Origin of the sequence: Endobacterium cereale (genome assembly GCF_009617585.1) — a bacterium.
GTDB lineage: Bacteria > Pseudomonadota > Alphaproteobacteria > Rhizobiales > Rhizobiaceae > Neorhizobium > Neorhizobium cereale.
On sequence record NZ_WIXI01000026.1, the window covers coordinates 1 to 24,313 of the forward strand.

General features: G+C 58.1%; 19 protein-coding genes and 3 pseudogenes. 12 read left to right on the forward strand and 10 right to left on the reverse strand.

Going from position 1 to position 24,313, the window contains the following annotated elements:
• From GAO09_RS03850 to GAO09_RS30225, 5 genes and pseudogenes are all read left to right on the forward strand, one after another.
• Window positions 1–427: pseudogene (locus GAO09_RS03850) on the forward strand (methyl-accepting chemotaxis protein); the annotation flags it as partial.
• Between the two features lie 334 nt (window positions 428–761).
• A protein-coding gene (locus tag GAO09_RS03855; RefSeq protein ID WP_153352756.1) for an IS3-like element IS1312 family transposase occupies window positions 762–1,981 on the forward strand; the annotation gives its coding sequence in 2 pieces (ribosomal slippage) (window positions 762–1,104 and window positions 1,104–1,981; 1,221 coding nt in all).
• 40 nt (window positions 1,982–2,021) lie between these two features.
• Window positions 2,022–2,261 (forward strand): annotated as a pseudogene (locus tag GAO09_RS30420) (ArsR/SmtB family transcription factor); the annotation flags it as partial.
• Window positions 2,262–2,952: 691 nt separating this feature from the next.
• Window positions 2,953–4,059, forward strand: coding sequence for an EAL domain-containing protein (locus GAO09_RS03865; protein WP_153352758.1), 1,107 nt, complete (start codon window positions 2,953–2,955; stop codon window positions 4,057–4,059).
• On the forward strand, window positions 3,950–4,273 hold the full coding sequence (locus GAO09_RS30225; RefSeq protein WP_338015046.1) for an EAL domain-containing protein: 324 nt from the start codon (window positions 3,950–3,952) through the stop codon (window positions 4,271–4,273). Before GAO09_RS03865 ends, GAO09_RS30225 begins: the two co-directional genes overlap by 110 nt.
• A 248-nt stretch (window positions 4,274–4,521) precedes the next feature.
• Here the strand turns inward: GAO09_RS30225 and GAO09_RS03875 are convergent, their stop codons facing one another.
• From GAO09_RS03875 to GAO09_RS03920, 10 genes are all read right to left on the reverse strand, one after another.
• Entirely contained in the window at window positions 4,522–5,946 is a 1,425-nt protein-coding gene (locus GAO09_RS03875) for an FAD-binding oxidoreductase (protein WP_153352760.1), read from the reverse strand.
• Window positions 5,946–6,707: an SDR family NAD(P)-dependent oxidoreductase gene (locus tag GAO09_RS03880; protein WP_153352761.1), complete on the reverse strand. Its 762-nt coding sequence runs from the start codon at window positions 6,705–6,707 to the stop codon at window positions 5,946–5,948. The genes GAO09_RS03875 and GAO09_RS03880 overlap by 1 nt, the downstream gene beginning before the upstream one ends.
• Window positions 6,708–6,710: 3 nt before the next feature.
• Entirely contained in the window at window positions 6,711–8,393 is a 1,683-nt protein-coding gene (locus tag GAO09_RS03885) for an SMP-30/gluconolactonase/LRE family protein (RefSeq protein WP_153352762.1), read from the reverse strand.
• Window positions 8,390–9,373, reverse strand: a complete 984-nt coding sequence (locus GAO09_RS03890) for an NAD-dependent epimerase/dehydratase family protein (RefSeq protein ID WP_153352763.1) — start codon at window positions 9,371–9,373, stop codon at window positions 8,390–8,392. The genes GAO09_RS03885 and GAO09_RS03890 overlap by 4 nt, the downstream gene beginning before the upstream one ends.
• Window positions 9,370–10,452, reverse strand: coding sequence for an ABC transporter ATP-binding protein (locus GAO09_RS03895; protein WP_153352764.1), 1,083 nt, complete (start codon window positions 10,450–10,452; stop codon window positions 9,370–9,372). Before GAO09_RS03895 ends, GAO09_RS03890 begins: the two co-directional genes overlap by 4 nt.
• A gap of 2 nt (window positions 10,453–10,454) precedes the next feature.
• On the reverse strand, window positions 10,455–11,285 hold the full coding sequence (locus GAO09_RS03900) for a carbohydrate ABC transporter permease (protein WP_153352765.1): 831 nt from the start codon (window positions 11,283–11,285) through the stop codon (window positions 10,455–10,457).
• A 10-nt stretch (window positions 11,286–11,295) separates the two neighbouring features.
• Window positions 11,296–12,222 (reverse strand): carbohydrate ABC transporter permease, encoded by a 927-nt coding sequence (locus GAO09_RS03905; RefSeq protein ID WP_153352766.1) that lies wholly within the window; start codon window positions 12,220–12,222, stop codon window positions 11,296–11,298.
• A gap of 73 nt (window positions 12,223–12,295) precedes the next feature.
• Window positions 12,296–13,567, reverse strand: coding sequence for an ABC transporter substrate-binding protein (locus GAO09_RS03910; protein ID WP_153352767.1), 1,272 nt, complete (start codon window positions 13,565–13,567; stop codon window positions 12,296–12,298).
• A gap of 24 nt (window positions 13,568–13,591) precedes the next feature.
• Complete coding sequence (locus GAO09_RS03915) at window positions 13,592–14,758, reverse strand: mandelate racemase/muconate lactonizing enzyme family protein (RefSeq protein WP_153352768.1); 1,167 nt, start codon at window positions 14,756–14,758, stop codon at window positions 13,592–13,594.
• On the reverse strand, window positions 14,755–15,663 hold the full coding sequence (locus GAO09_RS03920) for a dihydrodipicolinate synthase family protein (RefSeq protein ID WP_153352769.1): 909 nt from the start codon (window positions 15,661–15,663) through the stop codon (window positions 14,755–14,757). The genes GAO09_RS03915 and GAO09_RS03920 overlap by 4 nt, the downstream gene beginning before the upstream one ends.
• 117 nt (window positions 15,664–15,780) lie before the next feature.
• Here GAO09_RS03920 and GAO09_RS03925 point away from each other — a divergent pair, with 117 nt between their 5' ends.
• The 7 genes and pseudogenes from GAO09_RS03925 to GAO09_RS03955 all read left to right on the forward strand — a co-directional run.
• Window positions 15,781–16,689, forward strand: coding sequence for a 2-dehydro-3-deoxygalactonokinase (locus GAO09_RS03925; RefSeq protein WP_153352770.1), 909 nt, complete (start codon window positions 15,781–15,783; stop codon window positions 16,687–16,689).
• 69 nt (window positions 16,690–16,758) lie between these two features.
• The gene (locus GAO09_RS03930; RefSeq protein ID WP_153352771.1) at window positions 16,759–17,385 is read left to right on the forward strand and encodes a GDSL-type esterase/lipase family protein; all 627 of its coding nucleotides are present in this window, start codon (window positions 16,759–16,761) and stop codon (window positions 17,383–17,385) included.
• Window positions 17,386–17,550: 165 nt separating this feature from the next.
• A pseudogene (locus tag GAO09_RS03935) lies at window positions 17,551–18,533 on the forward strand (IS110 family RNA-guided transposase).
• Between the two features lie 450 nt (window positions 18,534–18,983).
• Window positions 18,984–19,283 (forward strand): hypothetical protein, encoded by a 300-nt coding sequence (locus tag GAO09_RS03940; protein ID WP_153352772.1) that lies wholly within the window; start codon window positions 18,984–18,986, stop codon window positions 19,281–19,283.
• Complete coding sequence (locus tag GAO09_RS03945; protein ID WP_153352773.1) at window positions 19,283–19,714, forward strand: type II toxin-antitoxin system VapC family toxin; 432 nt, start codon at window positions 19,283–19,285, stop codon at window positions 19,712–19,714. The genes GAO09_RS03940 and GAO09_RS03945 overlap by 1 nt, the downstream gene beginning before the upstream one ends.
• Window positions 19,715–20,724: 1,010 nt before the next feature.
• The gene (locus tag GAO09_RS03950) at window positions 20,725–22,902 is read left to right on the forward strand and encodes a bifunctional diguanylate cyclase/phosphodiesterase (protein WP_338015044.1); all 2,178 of its coding nucleotides are present in this window, start codon (window positions 20,725–20,727) and stop codon (window positions 22,900–22,902) included.
• Between the two features lie 218 nt (window positions 22,903–23,120).
• Window positions 23,121–24,313, forward strand: a 1,193-nt coding sequence (locus GAO09_RS03955) for a cache domain-containing protein (protein ID WP_153352775.1), incomplete at its 3' end; no start/stop codon positions are given.

Genomic DNA, 24,313 nt, shown 5'->3' on the forward strand with positions numbered 1-24,313 from the left:
GGGGGAGGCGCTGCACGCAATCGAAGCTCATATCGTCACGATCAACCAGCATATGGATTCGATCGCCACCTCCTCGCGAGAGCAGTCGGTCGGCCTTTCCGAGGTCAATACCGCCGTCAACCAGATGGACCAGGTGACCCAGCAGAATGCTGCGATGGTGGAAGAAGCCAATGCCGCCGGGGCTACACTTGCTAACGAGGCCGGCCGCCTACGCGAACTGATTAGTCAGTTCCAGCTCGGTCAGGGCCAAGGCATGGCCAACCCACGTTCGGCCCTGCGCCAGACTGCCGCGATCATGGCAGCCTCATCCCGCTCAGTACCGCCAGCGTCCCCGGCTCGCGGCATGGTCGGCAAGATTGCCAGAGCTTTCACCGGCCAAGGCGGTTCGGCGACCGCGGCGGCGACAGATAACTGGGAAGAATTCTGAACACCGACGGAGCCTATGGAGGTCGACTGCTGGCGCGGCCTCCATACCAAACCAAGATTGCCGTATATCAAAAATAACACGCCTTCCGATCAACTGCTGTCGCGCTTCTTCATATCAGAGTTCTAAGGATGCCGGGGACGACAATTGCGAATCGCCCCTATAGACAATGCTAATTAAGACAAGGTCAAATAAATCAAATGCGCGATGATCCCGGGTCAATATTCAACGAGCCCGCACTTTTCCTGCAGGCCCTCGCAAATGGACGCTGTAATGGCGCCGTAAATCACCGGACACGATCTCCCACTTAACAAGTGTGCGAGGTAATGTGCCCATTATGACCAGTCACAGTCCTAAGATAGAAGTCCTGTCCGGCCCTGAGCGCCGCCGTCGCTGGTCGACGGCAGAGAAGTTGTCCATTATTCAGGAGACATATGAGCCGGACGCAACCGTGAGCATCGTTGCTCGGCGTTACGGTATCCAGCCGAACCAGTTATTCACTTGGCGTAAGCTTGCCACCCAAGGAGCTCTGACGGCAACTGCTGCCGAGGAAGATGTCGTTCCAGCATCCGAATATCGTGCCCTCCAAAACCAGGTCAAAGAACTACAGCGTCTGCTCGGCAAGAAGACGATGGAAGGTGAGATTCTCAAAGAGGCGCTTGAGATCGCCACCGGCCCAAAAAAACACCTGTTGCGCTCGCTGTCATTGCCGAAGGGAAGTTCCCGATGACGGCCGTGTGCGAGACTTTTGGTGTTGCCCGGTCAAACATGGCGGAGCGAGTGAGACAGCGTCCTTCCAAAACCCGTGGTCGGCCGCCGTTCGCGGATGATGATCTCGTCGATGAAATCAAAGTGATCATCTCCGAGATGCCAACCTATGGATACCGCCGGGTTCATGCGCTCTTACGCCGTAAAGCCCGTAGCGAAAGCCGCTCATGGCCGAACGTCAAACGCGTTTATCGGGTGATGAAGGTGCATGGCCTGCTTCTCGAACGCCATACGGGAGCCATTGATAGCCGTCGCCACGATGGTCGTGTCGCTGTCGCTCAATCGAATTTGCGTTGGTGCTCGGACGGTTTCGAAATCGGCTGCGATAACAAAGAAAAGGTCCGCGTTGCCTTTGCGCTCGACTGCTGTGATCGCGAGGCAATTGCCCATGTCGCCACTACTGAAGGCATCAAAAGCGAAGACGTTCAGGACCTTGTCATCACGGCCGTCGAAAACCGCTTCGGCCGCATCAATGTCCTTCCTAAGCCCATCGAATGGCTGACTGACAATGGATCATGCTTCATTGCGTCAGACACAAAATCGCTGCTGGTGGATATCGGCATGGAGCCTCGCACGACGCCGGTCCGCAGCCCACAGTCAAACGGAATGGCCGAAGCATTTGTAAAGACGTTCAAGCGCGATTACGTCTCGGTCAATTCAATCCCGGACGCCAAAACCGTCATCGCCCAACTGCCATTGTGGTTCGAGCATTACAACACGCTTCACCCGCACAAAGCTTTGGGATATCGATCTCCCCGCGAGTTCTTAAACCGTCAAACAGAAATCTGATCCTGTCCGGTTTTTATGGGGCAACTCCAGACGCCGACTCCATGTTTTGACATTGCTTAATCAGGCTGAGTGGGACGTAACGTCACTCGCTGCGGCTGTGGGTTTGTCTCAATCTGCGGCATCCCAACATCTGGCAAAGCTGCAAGCCGCGTGTCTTGTAACCATCCGGCACGAAGCTCAAACGATTTGGTATCGTTGCAATTCCAAAGCGGTCAACGATATTTTGATGCTGCTCGCATCGAGCTTCCACGTTCCAGCTAACGTGGCTGAGGCCGCGTGAATATGACTGAGCCGTATGACAGGCCACTGGCCACTCTGCTTTGCCAGGGCTGGTCATAACGTTCCCCTCCCGCAGTTATTCCAGCAACGTTGGCCGAGGCACCGGTCAATGGATACCGCGGCTTAACGCAAGTGGTGATCTTTTCGGGGTCGGTGCCACTTGACCAAATTTAGCCGAATCGAATATGCGCAACTTGTGTAGGACGCTGGCATGATGCCGCTCGTCTCGCTCATTGAGAAAGGCTGCAATCATGATAGTTGCCGCCTTTCTCCTAAGTTTCCGATCGCCGAATGATCCGTTTCAGAAACACCCACAACCAGCCGATATACGTGAATCCCGAACACGTGTTATACGTCCTCTCCTCTGAGGAAGATGTATCGATCGTCGCGCTTGCAATCGGTAGGGCCGGAGGACAACCACACGCTGTTCATATTCGTGGAAGCGCGGAAGTAGTCCGGACTAAGCTTTTGACTCACAGAGCAAACAAATAAGTGCAAAGGTGGACGCGGCGGTGGTCTCCTCACCGGGGAAACCATGCGACTGGGTCCTGAGCTGCCACACCTGAATTCTGAGATGAGAAAACGCACGGTTACATGTGTCATTGACTAGCGGTACTGAGATAGCAACATGACCATCTAAACCATGTGGTTGGCCGCACACAGGAATGCTTTGATGGTGACTGGTACTGTTCGTGTTCGTCCATGTCTCCGCACTTCAACGCGGCGGCTCGTTGCGGGAAGGTGACAAGGTCAGCTTCGAGATTGGTCAGGACCAGAGGACTGGCAAATCAAAGGCGGAAAGTGTTTCGGTCATCCGCGGGACGTGCGGGTTGCGCCCTGTCCAAAGGGTGGACGGTTTCAAGCCTGTCAATGATGTCCATGGGCACAAAGCGGGAGACGAACTTCTTTCGCAACTGGCGTCGCGGCTCGCGCGGACAAGCCATGGCAGGGCTCTCGTGGCACGTCTCGGCGGCGACGAATTCGCCTTCCTGTTGCAGACAGCCGATCCCGCTGCACCGAAAAAGCTTGCGGAGGAAATCTGTGGCGTGTGCCGCGAGCCGTTCGTCATTGCCGATGCAATGATCGAGGTTGGTGCATCCATTGGATTTGCAAGCAGCGCGCTAAGTCACGAAGAAATGACACGCCTTTATGATCAGGCTGATTTCGCACTGTATCAGGCAAAAAGAAACGCACCCGGCACCGCCCTCGCATTTTCGCCGGAGCACCATCACAGCCTGTCTCGGCTCACGGTGATCGAACACGCCTTCCGGGACGGCAGCGTCAACCAACACATCTCACTGGCCTTTCAGCCGATATTCGATGTCGCGAATAACACGGTCACGGCGTTCGAGGCTCTGGCGAGATGGCATCACCCGGTTCTCGGGCCGGTTTCCCCCGCGGAATTCATTCCGGTTGCCGAACGGCTCGGACATATCAAACAGCTCACACGCACACTTTTGAGCATGGCCCTGCAGGAAGCGAGGTTCTGGCCGCATCACATCCGGCTTTCATTCAACCTTTCAGCGCGAGACCTGTCATCGAGCGATCACGCCATGCGTCTATTGGCGCTGATTGCCAACAGCGGCATCGAACCTTCGCGCATCGATCTCGAAATCACCGAAACTGCCATCAACCGATCTCGAACGTGCTCGGGTGATTGCCGATGCCTTCCGATCTGCCGGTATAGGAATATCCTTGGACGATTTCGGCACTGGCTATTCAAGCCTGATGCATCTCCATTCCATGCCGCTCACGAAGATCAAGATAGACAGGAGTTTCGTGACAAACATCGAAGATGATCCGGCCAGTGTAAAAATCGTCAGGTCATTGATCAGGATGGCCGATGATATGGGTCTCGACTGCATAGTCGAGGGGATCGAAACAAAAGCGGAGATGGCAACGATTTGCGATCTCGGAGGTCGCTTTATTCAGGGCTACCATATTTCTCGTCCACTGACCGCAGCAGATGCGAGAGCGTTTGCCGAAGGCGCCCGGGCTTCGCTGGCATCTTAGCGACCCTTTTGACGAAATGGGGCCGTTTCTTTGGATGCCCACTCGAGGTTGTGAGAGCATGCTTTTTTCTGAAAACGCCACTGGGGTTGTCCGATCGTATTGATGGGAACCGAACCTACGACCCGCTTTTCCCCTTGAATGAATAACAGTGAGGCTTGGGAGACCTTTGCTAAACAAACCTGGCAATTCGAATTCGCTTGTCGAAACTGCCCTCTGAGTAAATCATCCGTCGCTCGAAATTGATGCGATCAGCTGAGTTGATCGTGCTCACGCAGGACACAGCCAGGGTTCATTGTGCCGTGCGGATCGAACACTTTTTTAAGTCGCTGCATTGACTGATACCCGGCTTCGTCGCTTCGCGTTCTTAATTCATCGGCCAACTTGCGACCAATGCCATGCTCTGCCGTAAAGCTGCCGCCCAGTGCGTCCGCGCAATCATTCATAATCGTGCGGACGGCAACCTCCGTACCGCCCGGATCATCGTGGCTACTCCAATCCCGATGGCTGAATCTCACTCCGAAATGCACGTTGCCATCTCCCATGTGGCTGACGACAACGATTTGCGCCCCTGGAAAACGGTTACGCACTGCAGCGGACGCGGTGTTCAGAAACTGCGGGACAGCGGACACAGGAACGGAAATGTCGGCGGGCAGCAGATGTCCGACATTGCGGTTGGCATCGGCCGTGCCGTGTCGTAGCGCCCAGAAATTATCCCGCTGGATGCCGTTCTGCGCAATGACGGCATCCAAAATCTCACCTGCATTCATTGCCGCTCCCAGAGCGGCAAGCAGCATTTCACTGAGGAATTCGGGCGCTGACATATCTGCGAGTTCGATCAGCAGATGCCAGGCAGCGTCGGCCGGCGATGCGACAACCGGTCGATGAGCAATAACGCTTGCAAGCTGTTCGGCATTCATCAGCTCGAATGTCGTGAGCCGTTCGCCGCAACACGATTGAAGCCTGTTCAGAAGCCGCAACGCTAATTCGCGATCGGAAACTCCAACCCAGGCGGTTGCATGAGCCTTGGGCAATGAATGAAGCTTCAACACCGCGCCCGTGACGATGCCGAGCGTCCCTTCCGCGCCGATGAACATATGCCGCAAGGCGTATCCCGAATTGTCCTTGCGAAGTGCCTTCATGCCGTTCCAGATCATACCGTCGGGCAGTACGACTTCAAGACCGAGGACGTTTTCGCGGGTGGTGCCGTAACGCAGGACATTGGTACCGCCGGCATTGGTACTGATGATCCCACCAATCTGGCACGAACCTTCTGCGCCAAGGCTGACGGGAAAGAGGCGGTCTGCAGCGATAGCGGCAGACTGGACATCGGATAGAACACAGCCGGCATCGACGTCGATGGAACCGTTGATCGCGTCGATCTTGCGGATGCTGCGCATGCGCGAAAGGGACAAAATGACCGGCGGCCTGTCGCCAGCACCCGGCACACCAGCACCGGTCAGGCCGGTCCTGCCACCCTGTGGAACAATAGCATGTCCGGCGTTTGCACAAGCGCGGACGATTGCAGCCACATCTTCAGTCGTTTTGGGCAGGGTCACGAAGAGCGCCGAACCTGTCTGTCGCCCCCACCAGTCTTGTAGATAGGCGGACATATCATCGCCCGTGAGGACTGCACCGGCAGGCAGAAGCGAACTCAGCTGCGCCGGCAAATCCATCAGTAACCACCGGTCAGGAATAAGGTCTCGCCGGTCATGAAACTGCAGGCCTGCGACGACAGAAAGATGGCGGCGCCCACCATTTCTTCCGGCCGGCCGGCCCGTCCCATCCAGTTCAATGTGCGTGCATATTCCGCCCAGCCTTCAGGGTCCTCATCGCGGCGATGAGCGTTGCGATCGGTATCGATCAGGCCGGGTGCAAGCGTATTGAGGAGCACATTGTCCCGTGCATAATCACGTGCCTGGCTCTGGATGAGATTGTGCTGAGCTGCCTTGGTGGCGGCATAGGCGGTGACGATGCCCTTGGGGCGAAGCTGATTGACCGAACCGATCGACACCACCCGTCCCCACTTTCGGGCAGCCATGAGCGGCAAGACGGCCTGCAGCATATCCACGGTGGAGCCCAGATTGACTGACAGCTGAAAGGCAAGATCGTCTGGTGTCAGATCGGCAAGTGCAGCGTTGATCTGGGCACTGGCATTGATGACAAGAATATCGACCGGAGCGATCGCTTCGGCGCGTTCGATGAGATCGCGTCCGGCACCCGGGCCAGAGAGATCGGCAGCCAGTTCCTGTGCGGTACCACCCGAACTTGAAATACGCGCTTGCACGGCAGCTGCACCACCGACTTTTGTGCCGTGGAGGATTACATGTGCACCTGCACCTGCCAGACCCTCGGCAATCGCGGCACCTATGCCGCGGCTGGAGCCGGTAACGAGCGCCGTGCGGCCTTCAAGGCCAAAGACTGATTCAAGGCGCATCATCTATCCTTCAAACAAGGGAATACGCGCTCCGGCAACGCCAGGACGACAGGAGAACAGACCACCCGACAACGGGGCATCCGCCAAGGCAGACGCCGGCAGACGTGTGCGTTCGCTAGTGATGAACATCGTCGACAGGTCCTCGCCACCGAAGGCGATGCTGGTCGGACGCGGCACCGGCAGTTCTATCACCTGATCGAGCTTTCCGTTAGGCAGGTAACGGCGCACGCTCCAGCCATCCCAGATCGCACACCAGACGCCGCCTTCGGCATCAACCGCAAGTCCGTCCGGCCGGCCATCGGCGACGGGGATCCGGGCAAATTCACGCCGCCCCGACAAGGCGCCGGTCAGCGGATCGCAATCATAGGAATGGATAAAACCCGGCACCGTATCGACGAAATAGAAGGTACGCCCGTCAGGGCTCCAGCCCAATCCGTTCGAAACGACGATGCCGCCTTCCTTGCGCTCGGAAGCACCGGCGGCGTTGATCCGGTAGAGCGCTCCGGTCGGCTTGGAAGCATCGATGCGCATCGAGCCCACCCAGACGGCACCATCCGGTCCGCATTTGGCATCGTTAAGGCGATTGTCGACGATGCCGGCTTCCGGGCTGACGAAGGGCGTCAGGCGACCGGAGGCAAAATCCAGCCATTCGATACCGTCCTGCGAAGCGACCAGCAGGCGTTCCTGCGTCACCGGAATGACGGCGCTGACGAGTTTGCCGGTCTCGGTGGTTTCGTTGCGGCCGGTGGCCGGATCGAAGCGATGCACCGCCGGATGCAGGATATCCACCCAGTAAAGCGCGTTTTCGGCCTCATGCCAGACAGGGCTTTCGCCCAGTTGCGCACCCCACGGCAGGATACAGCTGAGATCCGCCATCGGCCGGCCGACGGCGGTGCGCGGACGGGGGCGCGAACTGATGGCAACGGCGCCCGCCGCACCGGTGATCCGGCGTGCTGCCGCAATCAGCTCACGGCCGGCCGGATGGATGTTGGATGCATCGAGGCGCGAGGACGGGCCAAGCGCCACCAGCACGCCGATCGGCGTGTTATCGCGCCCCATAACGGGTGCCGCTACAGAATTCACGCTGCGAAGATGTTCTTCGTAAGAAATCGAATATCCCCGTGCCCGCGTCAACGTCAGGTCGGCCTGCAAGGCATCGAGCGCGGTAATGGTCTGCGGCGTCTCAGCGTCCAGCGTCAGCCGGTCGATCAGCGCGCGCCCGACGGCAGGATCCTGGAAGGCGAGAAGCGCCTTGCCGGGTGCCGTGCAATGCAGCGGCACGCGGCGGCCGACCTCGACCCGCACCGAAAGCCCGTTGGGAGACCGTTCGGCCAGATATTGCGCCATCACTCCATCGAGGCGACACAGGGCGACGGTTTCGCCGAGTTCGGCCGCAAGCCGCTCCAGCTCCGGCATCGCCGCCGAGACGAGATCGAAACTCTCCCAAACCTTGTGGGACATTTCGAGAAAACGTTGCCCGAGCACATAGGTGCCGCGCGCCTCGTCCTGTCGCACCAGCCCGTAGGCGATCAGAGTGCGCAGAATACGCGCAAAGGTGGGCTTGGGCAGGCCCGAAGCCCGCAACAATTCGGCAAAGCGCAGCGGTTCGGGCGCATCCGCCACCATGTCGAGAAGCGTCAGCCCCTTGGCGAGTGCCGCCGTGCCGCCGGGTGTTTCCGGTTTCATTGCCTCGTCCTCCCGGCGAGACGGTGCAGCCTTGCGGCGGCCGCCTCTTCCAGCATCCGGTCCATCGTCCATTCCGCTTCAAACCCCAACGTGTTCCTGATCCGCGCGTTCGAAGTGTGGTAATAGACGCCGGCGCCGGGAAAATCGACTGGCACGAGTGGAAGGCCCGTCAACTCCGCCATGCGCGGCAGAAGTTCGGCAAAGTCTGCCGGTTCATCGGAGCCGAGATTGAAAACGCCGCCCGCCGCATCGGCATGATCAAGCGCCAGCAGAATGCCGGCAACCATGTCGCGGGTATCGGTAATATGCATGCGGAACGGCCGGCCGCTTTCGTTTCGTGCCAGCACATGCGCCGGCTGGCCGATATCCTTGGAGCGCAAAAGATCGGCCACGGCCGTGTTGCCGAAATTGTCCTGCTGCCGGATGCGAGGCTTCAGGAAAAAGCGCGGACCAGAGAAGAAACTGTCTTCGTCCAGCAGCTCGGCCGCATCCTGCGTATGGGAAAAACGCAGGATCACCGTCTCCATCCGGCCGCTTCTCTGGTGGAAACGCACCAGTTCCTCGCCCAGCAGCTTGGTCAGGCCGTAGGGAGAATTCGGTGCCAGCGGATGATCTTCGGTTACCGGCAGGAATTCCGGACGGTTTTCCGGATAGACCTCACCGGAAGACGCAAACACGAAGCGACGCACGGCTTGCGTGGACGCTGCATCCAGCAGCCGTCGCGTGCCCTCGACATTGACGGCAAACATGCGATCGCGATCCGCCGGTGCCCAGGACATGAAGGCACCGAGATGCAGGATGTCGGTCACGCCCTCGACAGCTTGCGCCACGGCATCCGCATCTTCAAGCGACCCCACGATTTCCTCGCCGCCGGCGGCAGACGACCGCAGGTCGAAGCCGCGCACGGCCCGGCCTTTTGCCCGCAATGCAGCGACGACGGCACGACCGACACGACCAGCCGATCCCGTGACGAGGATCATAGCCGTTCACCCGTCTTGAAGTCGAAGAGGTAGAGCAGGGCAGGATCGAAACCGAGCCTGATCTCCTCGTTTCTCGGCAGGGTGCCGCTATGCGACACGCGGGCGATCAGGCCTTTCGACTTGCCGTCTTCGCCATCGGCGATCCGGGCCCCTTCGGCTTCGAAATAGACGTATTTCTCTGAGCCGAGGCTTTCGACCAGCGTCGGGCGCACGCTGAAGGTCACGGGCCCTTCACCGAGCGTCAGATGTTCCGGCCGCAGGCCAACGACGACCGGTCCCTGATGGGTGGTGGCGCGCGGCAGCGAAATCTGCTGCCCGAAGGCGGTAAGCTGGCCATCGCGTAGTTCCGCATTGAGGAAGTTCATCCCCGGCGAACCGATGAAACCGGCAACGAAAAGATTGGCGGGGTTGTTGAACAGCTCGTCGGGTGCGGCGATCTGCTGGATGAGGCCGCCCTGCATGATGACGACACGGTCCGCCATGGTCATCGCCTCGACCTGGTCGTGGGTAACGTAGACCGTGGTGACGCCGATACGCTTGTGAAGCGCGCCGATTTCGGCACGCATATGGACACGCAGCTTGGCATCGAGGTTGGAGAGCGGCTCGTCCATCAGGAAGGCCTGTGGCTGGCGCACGATCGCCCGACCCAAAGCCACACGCTGGCGCTGTCCACCCGAGAGATCCTTGGGCTTGCGATCGAGATATGGCGTCACCTCGAGAATGCGTGCCGCGTCATCGACACGCCGGTCGATTTCCGTCTTGTCGGTGCCGCGCATTTTCAGCCCGAAACCGATATTCTGGCGCACCGTCAGGTGCGGATAGAGCGCGTAATTCTGGAACACCATGGCGATATCGCGATCGCCGGGGGCAAGGTCGGTCACCTCGCGGTCGCCGATGAAGATCTGGCCTTCGGTTGCCGGTTCGAGACCCGCGAGGATTTTCAGCATCGTCGACTTGCCGCAGCCGGAAGGGCCGACCAGGACCACGAACTCGCCGTGTTCGATTTCCAGCGAAAAGGGTCTCAAGACATTGAGCGCGCCATAGGACTTGCTGACATTGCGAATGGAAATATTGGCCATACTTATTTCTCCGCGCCAGCGGTCAGGCCGCCGACCAAATAACGTTCGAGGAAGAGGTAGATTGCGATGATCGGCAAGGCGATGAACACCGATGCGGCGGAGATGTCGTTCCAGTAGGTGACATATTCGCCCTGCATCGTGGTGATGCCGAGATTGGCCGTCCAGTTGTCGGGGGAGTTGACGAGGAAGGTGCGTGCATAGGCGTAGTCGGCCCAGCTGAGCACGAAAGCATAGAGCGCCGTTGCGGCAAGGCCGGGCGTGGCGATCGGCAGGACCACACGCACCATCGCCCCGATCGGCGAGCAGCCGTCGACCATGGCGGCCTGCTCGAGTTCTTTCGGGATCGTGTCGAAATAGCCTTTCAGCATCCAGGTCGCGAAGGGGATGATCATGGTCGAATGCGCAAGCACCAGCGTCCACAGGCTGCCGATCAGGCCAAAGCTCGAAAAGATCGAGAAGAGCGGGATGACCAGAAGCGTGGCCGGCAGCATTTTTGCGGTCAGCACGAACAGGCCCATCGTGGCCCCGCCGCGCATCGAATAACGTGACAGCGCATAGCCGGCGCTGACCGAAACCAGCATGGACAATGCCACCGAGCCGACAGCCGCCAGCATCGAGTTCCAAAGCCACATGAGGATGGGCTTTGCCGCCCAGACGCGGGCGAAAATGTCCCATTGCGGATCGGCGGGCCAGAAGGTCGGCGGCAGGCGATAGAGTTCGTCGGTGGTCGACAACGCCGTGACCAGCAGCCAGTAGACCGGGAAAAGGATCATCAGCAGCGTGAAGATGACCGTGGCGTAAAGCGCGAGGCTCTGGGCGAATGTACGTCTCATTGGAGCCTCCTCAATAGATCGATTTCGAGCGCCGGCCGAGCATCAGCAGGCTGGCGATGATGCAGATGACCAGCGTCAGCACACCGACGGCCGCGGCACGGCCAAAGTTGTGGTACTGGAAGGCCTGGTCGTAGGTCATGATCGACAGGGTCTGCGTGGAGCGCAGCGGACCGCCTCCGGTCAGGACCTTGATGATCGAGAAATCGCGGAATACCCACAGCAAGGTCAGGACCAGCGTGACGCCCAGAACCGGCATCAGAAGCGGCATGGTGATCCAGCGGAAACGCTGGAAGACGCTGGCGCCATCCACCTTGGCGGCGGCGTAGTAGTCGGATGGAATGGACTGCAGGCCGGCAAGGCACATGATCGACACGAAGGGAAAGCCCTTCCACACCATCGTAATCGCCACCGCCCAGAAGGCCGCCGTCGAACTGCTGACCCACGGGATCATCTGGTCGGAAAAGCCGAGCTGGATCGCCAGCCAGCCGAACAAGCCGAAAGACGTGTCGAACATCCAGGCGAAGATGACGACCGCGATGATTTCCGGCACCGCCCAGGGCAGCGCCATGCCGAGCCGGGCAACGGTGCGTCCTCTGAAACGGTTGTTGGCAAGCAGCGCCGTGCTCAAGCCGACGGCAACGCTGCCGGCGGTGACGACCACCACCAGTTTGAGCGTCACCCAGCAGGCCAGCCAGAATTCCTCGGAGGAAAACAGCCAGGTATAGTTGCTCAGCGAAAACGGTCGGCTTGCGCCGCCGAGCCGCGGGATTTTCACCTGCTGGAACGACAGGTCGATCGCCAGGATGAGCGGCCAGACGATGATGGCGGCAACCATCAGCACCGCCGGAGCGATCAGGATGTAGCCGAGAAGATGCTGACGGCTGGGGCGCGCAAGGTCAAAGAACTTGCGCCGCCCCGCCCGAACGGTGTCGGTCATGAATGGTACTCCTGCCGGATGCTTTCGTGATGTCCATGGCCCGCGAGACGGCGGGCCATGATCTCGAAACGGATCAGCCCTTGATGCTTTCCGCCTTGGACTGCATGGTTTTTGCCACTTCCGCCGGATCGAGATCCTGAATGATCATCCGCTGGGTTTCTTCCATGATCATCTTGCTGAACTCGTTGTAATAGAGCTCCAGCCCGATCGGCACCCGGTCTATGCCCTTTTCGGATGCCGCCTTCATCGTTTGCAGCAGAACAGGGAAATGCGGAATGGTCTTTTCGACGCCCGACACGTCGGCCTTCGGGCTTGGCGGCGTGTTGCCGCCAAGCGTCGCGTAGGTGCGCTGGAATTCAGGCGTCATCGTCAGCTTGATGAAGTCCCAGACAAGCTGTTTCTGATCGTCGGGAATGTCGGACGGCATGGCCAGCACGTTCGACGAGCCGCCGAGCGGCGGCGTCAGCGGCGGCACTGCGTAGACGATATCGCTCTTGGCCGTTCCCTTTTCGGTGGTGCCGTAAAGCCATGGACCATCCATGCGCATGGCCATCTTGCCGTCGGCAAACAATTTGCGCACATCGCTGGCGCTCATGTCGACCGGGCTGATGCCGCTTTTCATCACGGTTTTCCAGCGCGTAAGGCCCTCGACCATTTGTGGCGTATCGATGGTGATATTGCCGTCCTTATCGGTCCAGTAAGCGCCGGCATCGATGATGTAGTTCAGCATTTCGGTCAGATACTGGCCCGGACCACCCTTGGTTTCATGGCCGGTTCCAAACTGGTCAACGATGCCGTCGCCGTTGAGATCCTTGGTGGTGGCCTTGGCGGCGGCAAGAAACTCGTCGTAGGTTTTCGGCACGGCGACACCGGCCGCATCCAGGATCTTCTTGTTATAGGCCATGACGAAACCGAAATAGTTGGTCATGATGCAGACGGTTTCGCCGTTCCATTCGCATGTCTTCTGGCCGGCCCAGCCGGTCATGTCGATACCGTCCTTCTTCAGCCACGGATCGAGCGGTTCCAGCCAGCCGCTATCGGCAAACATCTGGAATTCGAAGGATGCGAGATGCACGATCTGCGGCGGCTGGTTGGCCGCAAACAGCGTTGTCATCGTGTCCGCATAGGAGCTGCGCTCCGCCTTGGTGAATTCGATTTTTACGCCGGGATGCTGTTTTTCGAATTCGGCGATCGCCGAATGCCACCACTCACCGGTGCCGGCATCATCCGTCTGCCAGGAGATGAATTTCAGGACCGTGTCAGCCATGGCGGGGCCAAGGCTGGCCATCATCATCACGGTTGCAGTCGCGGCGCCGAGCGCCAGTCTTTTCACTCTCTTGTTCATGGTTTCCTCCTCCAAAGAACCAATTCAGATACGTTCGAGTAGCGCGAGCGCCGCCTCCGATGGCTTCACCCCTATTCCCGGCCCCGATGGCAGGTAATAGCGACCTTCGCGGCAATCCATGTCACCGGAAAGAAGGCGACGGTTCGGTTCGTAGATCGAATGCTGGAATTCGTGGCCCTTCAGCGTCTTCAACGTCGAGGACGCCTGCAGGCTGGCCGCCAGAAAGATGCCGGCGCCGACGGTCGCATGCGGGATCACATCGATGCCGTGTTCGGTCGCAAGCGCGCCGATGCGGACGAAATTGGTGATGCCCTTGTGGCCCATTTCCGGCTGCACGATGGCGATGCGGCAGCGCTCGATACGGGCGCGCATATCCCAATGGGTGCGCCATTCTTCGCCGACCGCAATCGGGATGTCGGTCCCCTTGGATACCTTTTCCAAGCCTGCAATATCCTCGGTCCAGACCGGCGCCTCGGCAAACCACGGATCGAACGGCGCCATCTCGGCAATCAGCTCCAGCGCCCGTTCCGGCGTCTGGTTCCAGTGCATGTCGGCGGCGATTTTTGCGTCAACGCCTAAAACCTTGCGCAGGTTTTCCATTTCGGCGGCCGGGCCGTCATCTGCCACCGGCGTTGCAAACTTGAAGGCGTCAAAACCGCGATCCTGCCAGTATTTGGCCAGCTCGCCACGCGCCTGCAGCGTCTTTTCCGGCAGGCCGGACACATAAGCCGGAAAACTTTCGGCCCCGCCGCCCAACAGATCGCGCACGGACTTGCCAGCTTCCTGACCGGCAATATCCCAGAGCGCGATATCCAGCGCTGCCAGCGCATCGACGTAAAAGCCGCCGGTATAACCACGCACGCGCATCATGTCGTAGAGATCGTCGTAGATTGCCGATGGATCGGCGGCATCGCGCCCGATCACGAAACCGGCGAGAAGGTCGTTGATCAGGGCCGCGACCGCGCCGGGCGCGACGATGCCATAGGTCTCTCCCCAGCCGACAATGCCATCTCGTGTCGTCATACGGACAAGAACGCTGCGGTCGAAGGTGGGATAGACCGTGCGATTGCCCTTGCGCACGATGTAACCGTTCGGGTTGACCACCTCACCTTCGCGCAATGCGCCGAGATAAGGCACCTTGCGCGGCTGGGTGAGCGTAAAAACCTCGACCGTGGAAATGGGGCTGGTCATGCGGCCTCCGGGGAAAGCAGCCCGAGCTCGACCAGATTGCCATCGATATCGGCAATTGCCGCCGCATCGAGATCAGGTGTCGGCGCTCGAACGCCGACACCATCGATCACGCCACGCCGAACAAGCACATGCTTGGTCAGCCGCATGCGATAGACCGCCTGCAACACCAGAAGCGGCAGGGTGCGCACATAGACCTTGCGCGCTTCATCCCGCTTGCCGGCAACAAGCGCCCGATCGATCGCAACATGCTCTCCGGCAATTTCCAGCGCCGGCATGGCGGCGGTCGCACCACGGGCATATTCGTCGAGAATATAACGTGCACCGCCGCCGCCGATCACACCCTTCAGCGTGCTTGGGGCGTGCGCAATGATGTGGCTGATGGCGGGACCGGCCGGAAGCGTCTCTTCCTTCACATAGGCGACCTGCGGCAGGGCATTGATGATCTCGACGATTGCCTGCGGCGACAGATCGGAACCGCGAGGCGCCGGCGCGTTCTGGAGGATGATCTCCACGTCCGGCAGCGCTTCGACGACTTTGCCGAGAAATTCGATCAGCGCCGGCGCATCGGTGCCGACAGATTTCGGCGGCTGCACCATCAGGTAACGGATGCCGAGATCTGCCGCCACGCGACCATGCGCAACCACGTCGCGCCAATCGGCCGCACTGGCACCCGCCACCACCGGCACCCGATCGGCCACAGTCGTCACCACGATCTTCAAAAGCTTGGCGCGCTCGTCGGCTTCAAGGTTTTCCACCTCGCTGGCAAAGCCGGGAAACACGACGCCATCCACACCCTGTTCGAGAGCGAACTGCACCAGCCGCGACATGCCCGCCTCATCCACGGCACCGTCCGCCAAAAAGGGCGTCGGCAGAACAGGCAAAATGCCCTTCAGCCCAGCTACCATTTCCTCACCTCCCAATGAAGTATCATATAGTGGCACTATAAACTCACAGATTGACACTATACGCAGCAAAGCCCTATGACAAGCCCCAAGATGAAACGAGCGGAGGAGGCTCATGGCATGGGAAACGCAGCATCGATTGTCGTCGACTGGGGAACAACGTCACTGAGAGCAGCACTCGTCGGCAATGACGGCGAAGAACTCGACAGTCTGGAAACGCCACAGGGCATCTCGTCGCTCGGAAAAGGCGACCATGAGGCCGCACTCATGACAGCGCTTGACCCCTGGTTTTCCGCCCACGGCGCTTTGCCGGTCGTCGCCCTTGGCATGATCACCAGCCGCAATGGCTGGGTCGAAATTCCCTATGTGCCCTGCCCGGCCGGTCCGGCAGAGCTTGCACGCGGCACGGTTCGAATGGTTCTACCGAACGGTTCGGAACTGGTGCTTTTGCCGGGGCTGACCGATCCCGCGCGCCAGCCCTTCCCCGACGTGATGCGCGGCGAGGAAACCCAGGTCGTGGGTTATGGGTTGGACCGCGATGCAACGGTGATCATCCCCGGAACACACAGCAAATGGGCGAAGGTCAAGGCAGGCCGGATCGACGGCTTCCAGACATTCGTGACAGGCGAAATTTTTGCGCTGCTGCTGAACCATTCGTTCATCGCGCGCGGAGCGACGCAGCCTCCCATCAACGATCCGCAAGCATACCGCTGGGGTCTCGAGGAAGCGAAGAACTGCGGCGCCATGCTGTCCCTGCTGTTTTCGGCGCGAACGGGCGGCCTTGCGGGCAAGCTCTCCGCCGATCAGCTGCGTTCCTACGTCCACGGCATGGTGATCGGACAGGAATTCAGGCAGGCGCGCGAATCCGGCTGGTATTCGTCCGGTGACGAAGCGACGATCGTCGGCAATGACGGATTGAACGATCTTTACGTCATCGCCGCGGGAGTGTTCGGACTGGGCATCGTCATGGGCGCCGACGATGTGCTGACCCGTGGCGCCATGGATGTGCTGCGCCACACGCTTTCATGAAACCCGGCGCGCAGCGCGAGGTCGCAATGGCCGGCAAGGCGCTGCCCCACCATTTGCCTGAGGAATGAGATGTACAATTTCCCCGCCAGCATCGGCACGAGCCGACACGAAAACGATATCATCACCGTATTGGCACGGCTGGAGCGGCTCGGCATTCCCGCCAGCCCGATCGCCTTTTACGGGTCTTCCTCCTTCCGGATCTGGAATTCCATCGCGGAGGATCTCGGGTCTCTCGACGTCGTCAATCTGGGCTTTGGCGGAGGCACGTTTCTCTCCGGCATCCATTATCTGGACCAGTTGCTAGCACCGCTCAAGCCGCGCAGGATCGCGCTCTATTTCGGCGAAAACGATATTGCCAGCGACGGCCTCACGGCTCAAACGGCCTTTCGGCATCTGCAGGAATTGCGTGACCGAATTTCGCAAGCGCTGCCACAATCCGAGGTGTTCGTCCTGTCGATCAAGGATAGCCCGGCCCGCTGGATCTACCGCCACGAGTTCGCGCAGTTCAACCAGCGGGCCCGCGACTGGTGCAACGAGCGCGACGACACGACATGGGTCGAGGCCAGCACCGGCCTGATCGGCGAGAACGGCCTGCCGATGTTCCGATATTATCTGCCCGATCTGGTCCACATGAATGCGGCGGGATACGCTGTTTGGTCATCAGCCCTCAGAAGACTTCAGGGACTCCTGAATTAGGACATGAGCCGGTTTCATAGCCAAGGACTTGAACATGGGGTAATCGCGGGTCGGTTTCCCCAAAGGCATTGCCTCAGCAATATCTGACATGGGTGGTTGCCCCCGGTAAGATGGAAATACGGGCTCACGATTGGAACCGGGCCCAACATCAAATGGGAGGCAACCATGGACCAATATATCGGGCTTGATGTTTCGCTGAAAGATACTGCGGTTTCGATCCGAGAGAATAGGAAGCGTATCTGGCGGGGGAAATGCCCTTCTGATCCGAAAGTTATATCGCAAATCATCCGCAAGCATGCTCCGCACGCAAAGCTAGTCGTCTTCGAGACAGGTCCACTGTCGACATGGTTCTATCATGCGCTGAATGCCGAAAGAATTCCCGCGATCTGCATTGAAGCACGTCATGCGCAAAAGGTTCTGAATGAAACCCTCAACAAGACTGATGCCAATGATGCGGATGGCTTAGCGCAGTTGGCAGAAGCCGGATTTTACAAAGTCGTGCGAGTAAAGACTTTCGACAACATGGTGACACGCACACTGGTGGCAGCGCGTAGCCAGCTCGTAAGCATTTCCAAGCAGCTCAGCAACCAAATACGTGGCCTCCTAAAAACGTTTGGTCTCATCGTACCCAAAGGGAAAGGCGGGGCATTTGATGCTTATGTGAGAGCGCTGCTGGATGGAAATAGCGGCCTGGCAGGTGTGATATTGCCCCTGCTCGAGGCATGGCGCGACATACGTAAGCGCGCATCCAACTCCTGATGACGATTCCAGGCGTTGGTGCCGTCACGGCCGTCTCGTACATTGCCGCGATCGAAGATCCCGACAACTTCCCCACCTCGCGCTCAGTCGGCGCTTGGCTAGGGCTGACGACGCGGCGCTATCAGTCTGGCGAAATAGATTATGATAGCCATATCTCGCGACGCGGTGACAGTCGGCTGCGGGGATTACTCTACGAGGCAGCTACCGTTCTCTTAACGAGAACCACTGCCAGGACCGAATGCAGTCTAAAGACCTGGGGGCTGAAGCTGCGTGAGCGGCTGGGCTTCAAACGTGCCGCGGTTGCTGTTGCGCGAAAACTTGCCGTCATAATGCATAGCATGCTCAAGGCCGGGCAAGCGTTCAATCCATTGGGCGGCGCAGCAGCTTAACCGAAGCGCCGGCCTACCTGCCTCAGCACCTCAATCAGACTGAGATGCTGGGCGTCCCTGCTGTGGACGTGGGTTGGGTCATTCCGTCGATTCCGTCGCAGCTCATTGAGACTGCGTCTTGAACATAGGAAGACCTGCCCTGCGAAAACCCATCATGCGGCGACTGCATGTCGACCGCGGAGACAACCGTGCTCCCAGCACCGGACGAATTTGCAGGAATGAAAGATGTCGAAAGAAAATTTAGAGAAGATGCCGCGCTAGAAACACGGCAACGAAGTACCTCGTTTAAAATCCGCTTGACCCGATGCAGGCGATTAGACAACGGAATCGAACCGGCCACCCGCGATGGTAACCAAGATAGCTAGTCAGTTAAACCCAGTGTTATTTCCACATGCGACTTGCACAGCGGATTGCGCCTGGATATATTACTGGAAATATCCGGAGGTTTCGATGGTCAGCTCTCAAACACGCGCAATTCAGAATTATCGGAGCCGCTTGGTCGACCGCGGCCTTGCTCGCTTTGAAGTCCTCGGACGCGATAGTGATCGCGACCTAATTAGATCACTTGCGCGCCGCTTGGCAGATGATGGTCCCGAAGCAGCCAATCTGCGTAACGTTGTCAGCGAGAAACTCGCTGGGGAACCGCCTAAAAAAGGTGGTATTCTCGCTGCGCTTCGCCGATCGCCGCTGGTCGGAGCCGATCTCGACACAGCCCGTTCACGCGAAGAAGGTCGCGAGATCGATTTGTAATGCGTTATTTGCTCGACACCAACATTCTAAGCAATATCACAAAACCCGAACCGTCAGCGTCACTGCTGTCGTGGATGGCCGATCAGGCCGACGATGATTTGTTCATCACATCGCTTACAGTCGCAGAGATACACCGAGGAATACTGGAGAAGCCCTCGGGTAAAAAGCGAGCCACTCTTGAGACGTGGTTTGCCGGCAATGAAGGGCCGCAATCGCTTTTTGCTGGCCGCATCCTCGCGTTCGATGAAAAGGCAGCTCTCATCTGGGGAGAGCTAATGGCACATGGGAAGGCGACGGGCCGCCCACGAAGTGCCTTGGATATGATCTTGGCTGCGGTTGCCCAGTCTAATGACTGTATTGTTGTGACCGACAACGAACGAGATTTTCAGGGGATCGACATTATCAATCCCCTCCGCGCGACCGTTATCTGAGTCAATCTTCAAAGTTTAGACCTTGAAAGGACTCGAACCAACGACCCATTGAAATACCGCAGCGAAATCAATGATGCTGCCGCATAACGTCAGCCAAGATTTTTCTGCGCGTGAGCGCAGGCGGTTATTCTCTAAATCGCGTTCAGAGAGACGAATGTGGCGCGACTGTCTTGCCAGTAGACATCCAACTACGGGCGTGTAGGTATCGGTAATCGCGGCGGGCTCACCGAACCTTCCACCCGTCGGGTAAAGCAAATTTTCGTGTGATGCCGGCCTTGCGTTTGGACCGACAGTCAGTTGCACCCTGTAACTGCAATGGCAGCGAACTGACTAAATGCTTGTGGGGGTTTATCCCACTCGGCGTCGCTGGTGCAAGCCGGGCAGGGGATACTTACGCTCACACAAACACACGGCCGCCTTCCAGTCCGCGCCCGATGCGGGTGGGCCTCGCACACGAAGTGAGTATCCTTACAAGCTTTGCAGGGTGCGACCGACAGTATCACTGTGATATCCTGAGAATTCGAACCCATCGCTTTCGTACGGGAGCCTTCTGATCTCAGGTAGACAAGAAAGTGATTTGCAGCAAGGGCGCGTAAGGAATTCGGAGCCGGCGCTGAACGAGCTCAGGCGTGATGCATTAACCCACTCCCCAAGGCTGCAAGTTCGCTCTCATTTTTCACCCCATTTTGCAGCTGTCTCACGAGTATGAGCGCGAGAGCTTCGGCATCTGGACCTATCTTGGATAGCTGATGCTCTGCACATATGCCGTCAAATACTCGCTGCAAAAGGTCCAGCTCAGCGGGCTGTACTGGCGTCTTGATCGTCGAAAATGGCATATTGCACTCCGAATCAACAAAAGCGTGATTAGAAACATGACATATTGACGTATTCATGTCCTGTGTCCGGCAGCGTACGCTACGCTTGCTCTATATTGGTCCCTTAACCATAGGTGTTCTACGCGTATTAAGCACTGCTGATTTACCGTCTTCGAAACAATGGGGCGGTTCGCAGTGCATATAAACATCCAGTCAAGACGGTTTTTGACATTAGCCTTACCAGTAACCGCCGCGGCGATCATTTCCCTCTCTCTTCTTCTGGCATTAGCATTGGCAAGTCAGGCCATCGATGAGGTTGCCGCCCAACGTCAGCGTGTGTTGGTAACCCTGACGGTCGCGAAGCTGGAGGCTTCTGTTGCACATGATCAGGAAAGTGCGACCGTGTGGGACGACGCGGTGCGGAACGCGTCTGAAAGAAACATGGATTGGCTCGACACCAATCTCGGCGCCTGGATGCACAGCTACTTCGATCACGATGCAGCAGTGGTGCTCGGTCAAAACCTTAAGCCAATATACCAATTCATAGCCAACGGCCCGAATGCACCCAGAACAAATCAACTAGAGAAGGCTTACCGACCACTAGCAGAGAAATTACAAAGCCGCCTCGCCTCCGGCGATCGCAGCGGCGTTAACAACAAAACGCTGTCGATTGGGGAAGCTGATGTTGCGTTCGTTGGCTTTCGTCCCGCTGTCGTCAGCGTAAAGCCAATCGTGTCGGACACTGGTGATATCGAGCAGGCGCCGGGCTCGGAAAATCTGCACGTCGCAGTGCGTTTCCTAGACGGCGATTTGCCGACCTTGATTTCCAGAGACTATGGCGTTGAGAACCTTTCGTTTAGCGTCTCGAAACCTAAAGACGACCAACTTTCCTTTGTTGCGCTAACGGCGCGCTCGGGCGGGACTGTGGGCTATTTTCATTGGATCCCTTTCCGGCCTGGCCAGAGCGTGTTGCAAGCGACAAGGCCAATGTTGGGTTTTGTCTTCGTGGCAATATTCACAGCGGCCAGTCTTGCGGGAGGTATGTTTTGGAGACGATCTGCACGCCTTGAGGAAAGCCAAGCTGAACTTCGACATCAGGCGACTCATGACGCACTTACAGGTCTTGCCAACCGCGCGTACTTCACCCAGCATCTCGACACAGATCTCAAAAATGCCCGTCAACACGAGACCCACAGCGTTCTGTTCATCGATCTGGACAAATTTAAGGAAGTCAATGACACGCTAGGTCATCCGGTGGGCGACAGGCTGATTGCTGATTCCGCTCAACGACTTCGTGAACTTCTCCCGACCGCACTGATCGCCCGGATCGGCGGTGATGAGTTCACGATTCATCTGGCGCATCAGGAATCCGGTAAGGCCGAGGAAACTGCTGAAGCTGTGGTCGCAGCTCTGCGAACTCCCTTCCTGATCGACGGGGTGTTCGTGAGCGTTGGGGCCAGTGTTGGGTTAGCGACCTCTGTCGGCCCCGCCAATGGTGACGAGCTGACAAGACATGCGGATATAGCTTTGTATCATGCTAAGGCCGCCGGTAGAAACACCTACGCGGTTTTCGGCGCCCATATGGACGAACTGTTGAAGAAGCGGCGCGCTCTGGAGCACGATCTTCGCGAGGCAGTCGAGAACAAGATCGGCATTGAAGTTCACTATCAGCCGGTCTTTTCAGCAGAAACGAATACCGTTGTTTCCCTTGAAGCGTTGGTTCGTTGGCAGCACCCAGAACTTGGCTTCATAAGCCCAGACATCTTTATACCTGTCGCTGAAGATTGCGGTGCAATTAATCAGATCGGAGCGATAGTCCTTGAGGATGCATGCACCTTGATGGCTGACTTTCCAGACATCGATGTCGCGATCAACGCATCGCCGAGCGAACTTGCGGCGCCGGGCTACCCCCTTCGAGTTCTGTCAGCGCTAGCCAAGGCGGGGATCAAACCATCCAGACTGGAAATCGAACTGACAGAGAGTGCTGCCGCGGATGAGAACGGCCGAGTAGCACAAACTGTATCAACGTTGCGGAATGCCGGGATCCGTTTTGCAATCGACGATTTTGGAACTGGTTATTCGTCGTTCTCTCGGATCCAGAAAATCGAAGCGGACAGAATAAAGATCGACCGTTCTTTTATCAACGAGATGCATAAGGAGGACAGCCGGGCGCTGGTGATCGCGATGATCAACATGGCGCAGGCGAAAGGGCTGATGATCACGGCAGAGGGTGTCGAAACGCATGACCAGCGAGAGCAACTTATGAAACTTGGCTGCGACCACCTGCAAGGGTTCCTTCTCTCCCGTCCTCTTGGTCCCGCCGCAGCTAGAGCGCTTCTTGCTGACGCCACACAAGAATGTGCAACTGCCTGAGCGCTTAATCGGGCTCGGATTCTGGATTGCGTAAGACCATGCTCGACCAAGCGAGTAGCAATGCCCTCTTATAATCAGTGTGGGTCCAGAAACACGCGCGGATGGTCACACTGGATTGTGAGCTCGGTAAAAGCGCCGAAAGACACCGATAATATTTAGCTAAAATTCAACATTCTGATTTAACGGTCGTCGCCAAAGCAATGCGAGCGAAATGAATTATGACTGCCACCTCGACCGTAACCAAACCCCTCTGGCGCAAGATTACCCTTTATGGATGCGGGGCTGTGCTTTTCACCAGCGCTGCCATTGGCGGCGTCGCCTGGTACGAGCAGCGAACGATGAACGATAAGGCGCTCTACAATAAGGCAGCGAGCGACCTGCAAGTCATCCAGACGGACATGGATGCTATCCAACGATCTGCCACGGCATTGGCCCTCGTTATTGCTGGCGAGCCCGATACCCCAGCGCTGATTGCAAGCAATGATCGCCAAGGGTTGATCAGCAAACTTTCGAAAAATCTTACTGCCATGGCGCAAGCCGGTGGGTTGCAACTTGTCACGATTGCAGATGCTAACGGCAACGTTATCGCCCGCATGCACGCCCCTGACAAATTCGGTGACAACTATATGGGTCGCCGCAAGACGGTCGCATCGGCCATCACGTCCGGCAAGCTTGCAGCTGGTATAGAACCCGGCAGAACGGGGATCGGCATCTATGCTGTCGCCCCAGTCATTGTTGGCGGCCAAGTGGTTGGCGTGATCGATATCGGAACGGAGCTCTCGAATCCCTATTTTACACCGCTGGCAGAACGACTCGGCGCCGAAATCTCGATCAATGTCATGTCTGAGGGCAAGCTTGTAAACCAATCCTCGACCGACGGGAACCAAGCATTCCTAGACAACTTATCCCTTCAAGCCGCACTCGAGGGTAAATCGGTTTTTGAACAAGACGTCCTCGAAGGCCGTGACATGTTCATCAAAGCCGTTCCGTTCAGTTCATTCGCCGGCGAGAAGATCGGTGTTATTGAGGTGGGGACGGACGCGACCGAGATCCTTGCAGGTGCCCGAGCCTCGCTTTGGACCATGCTTGGTGTCACTCTCGTCATTTCGCTACTCGCCCTGACCGCGTTCTTCCTGTTCGCCAAGTCGCTCGGCAACGCCATCGGCCGCCTCACATCCACCATGGGACGTCTGGCTGCCGGTGACCTGAATGCCACGATCGAAGGCGAAAACCGTCCGGACGAGACAGGAGCCATGGCACGCGCCGTGCAGGTCTTCAAGGACAATGCGCTGAAGACGAAGGAACTGGAGCGTCAGGCCGACGAGCAGCGCAACATGACCGAAGAACAGCGCCGCCAGAACGCTGAGGAGGCGCGCATTCGCGCCGAGCAGATGGCGGAAGCCACCGACGG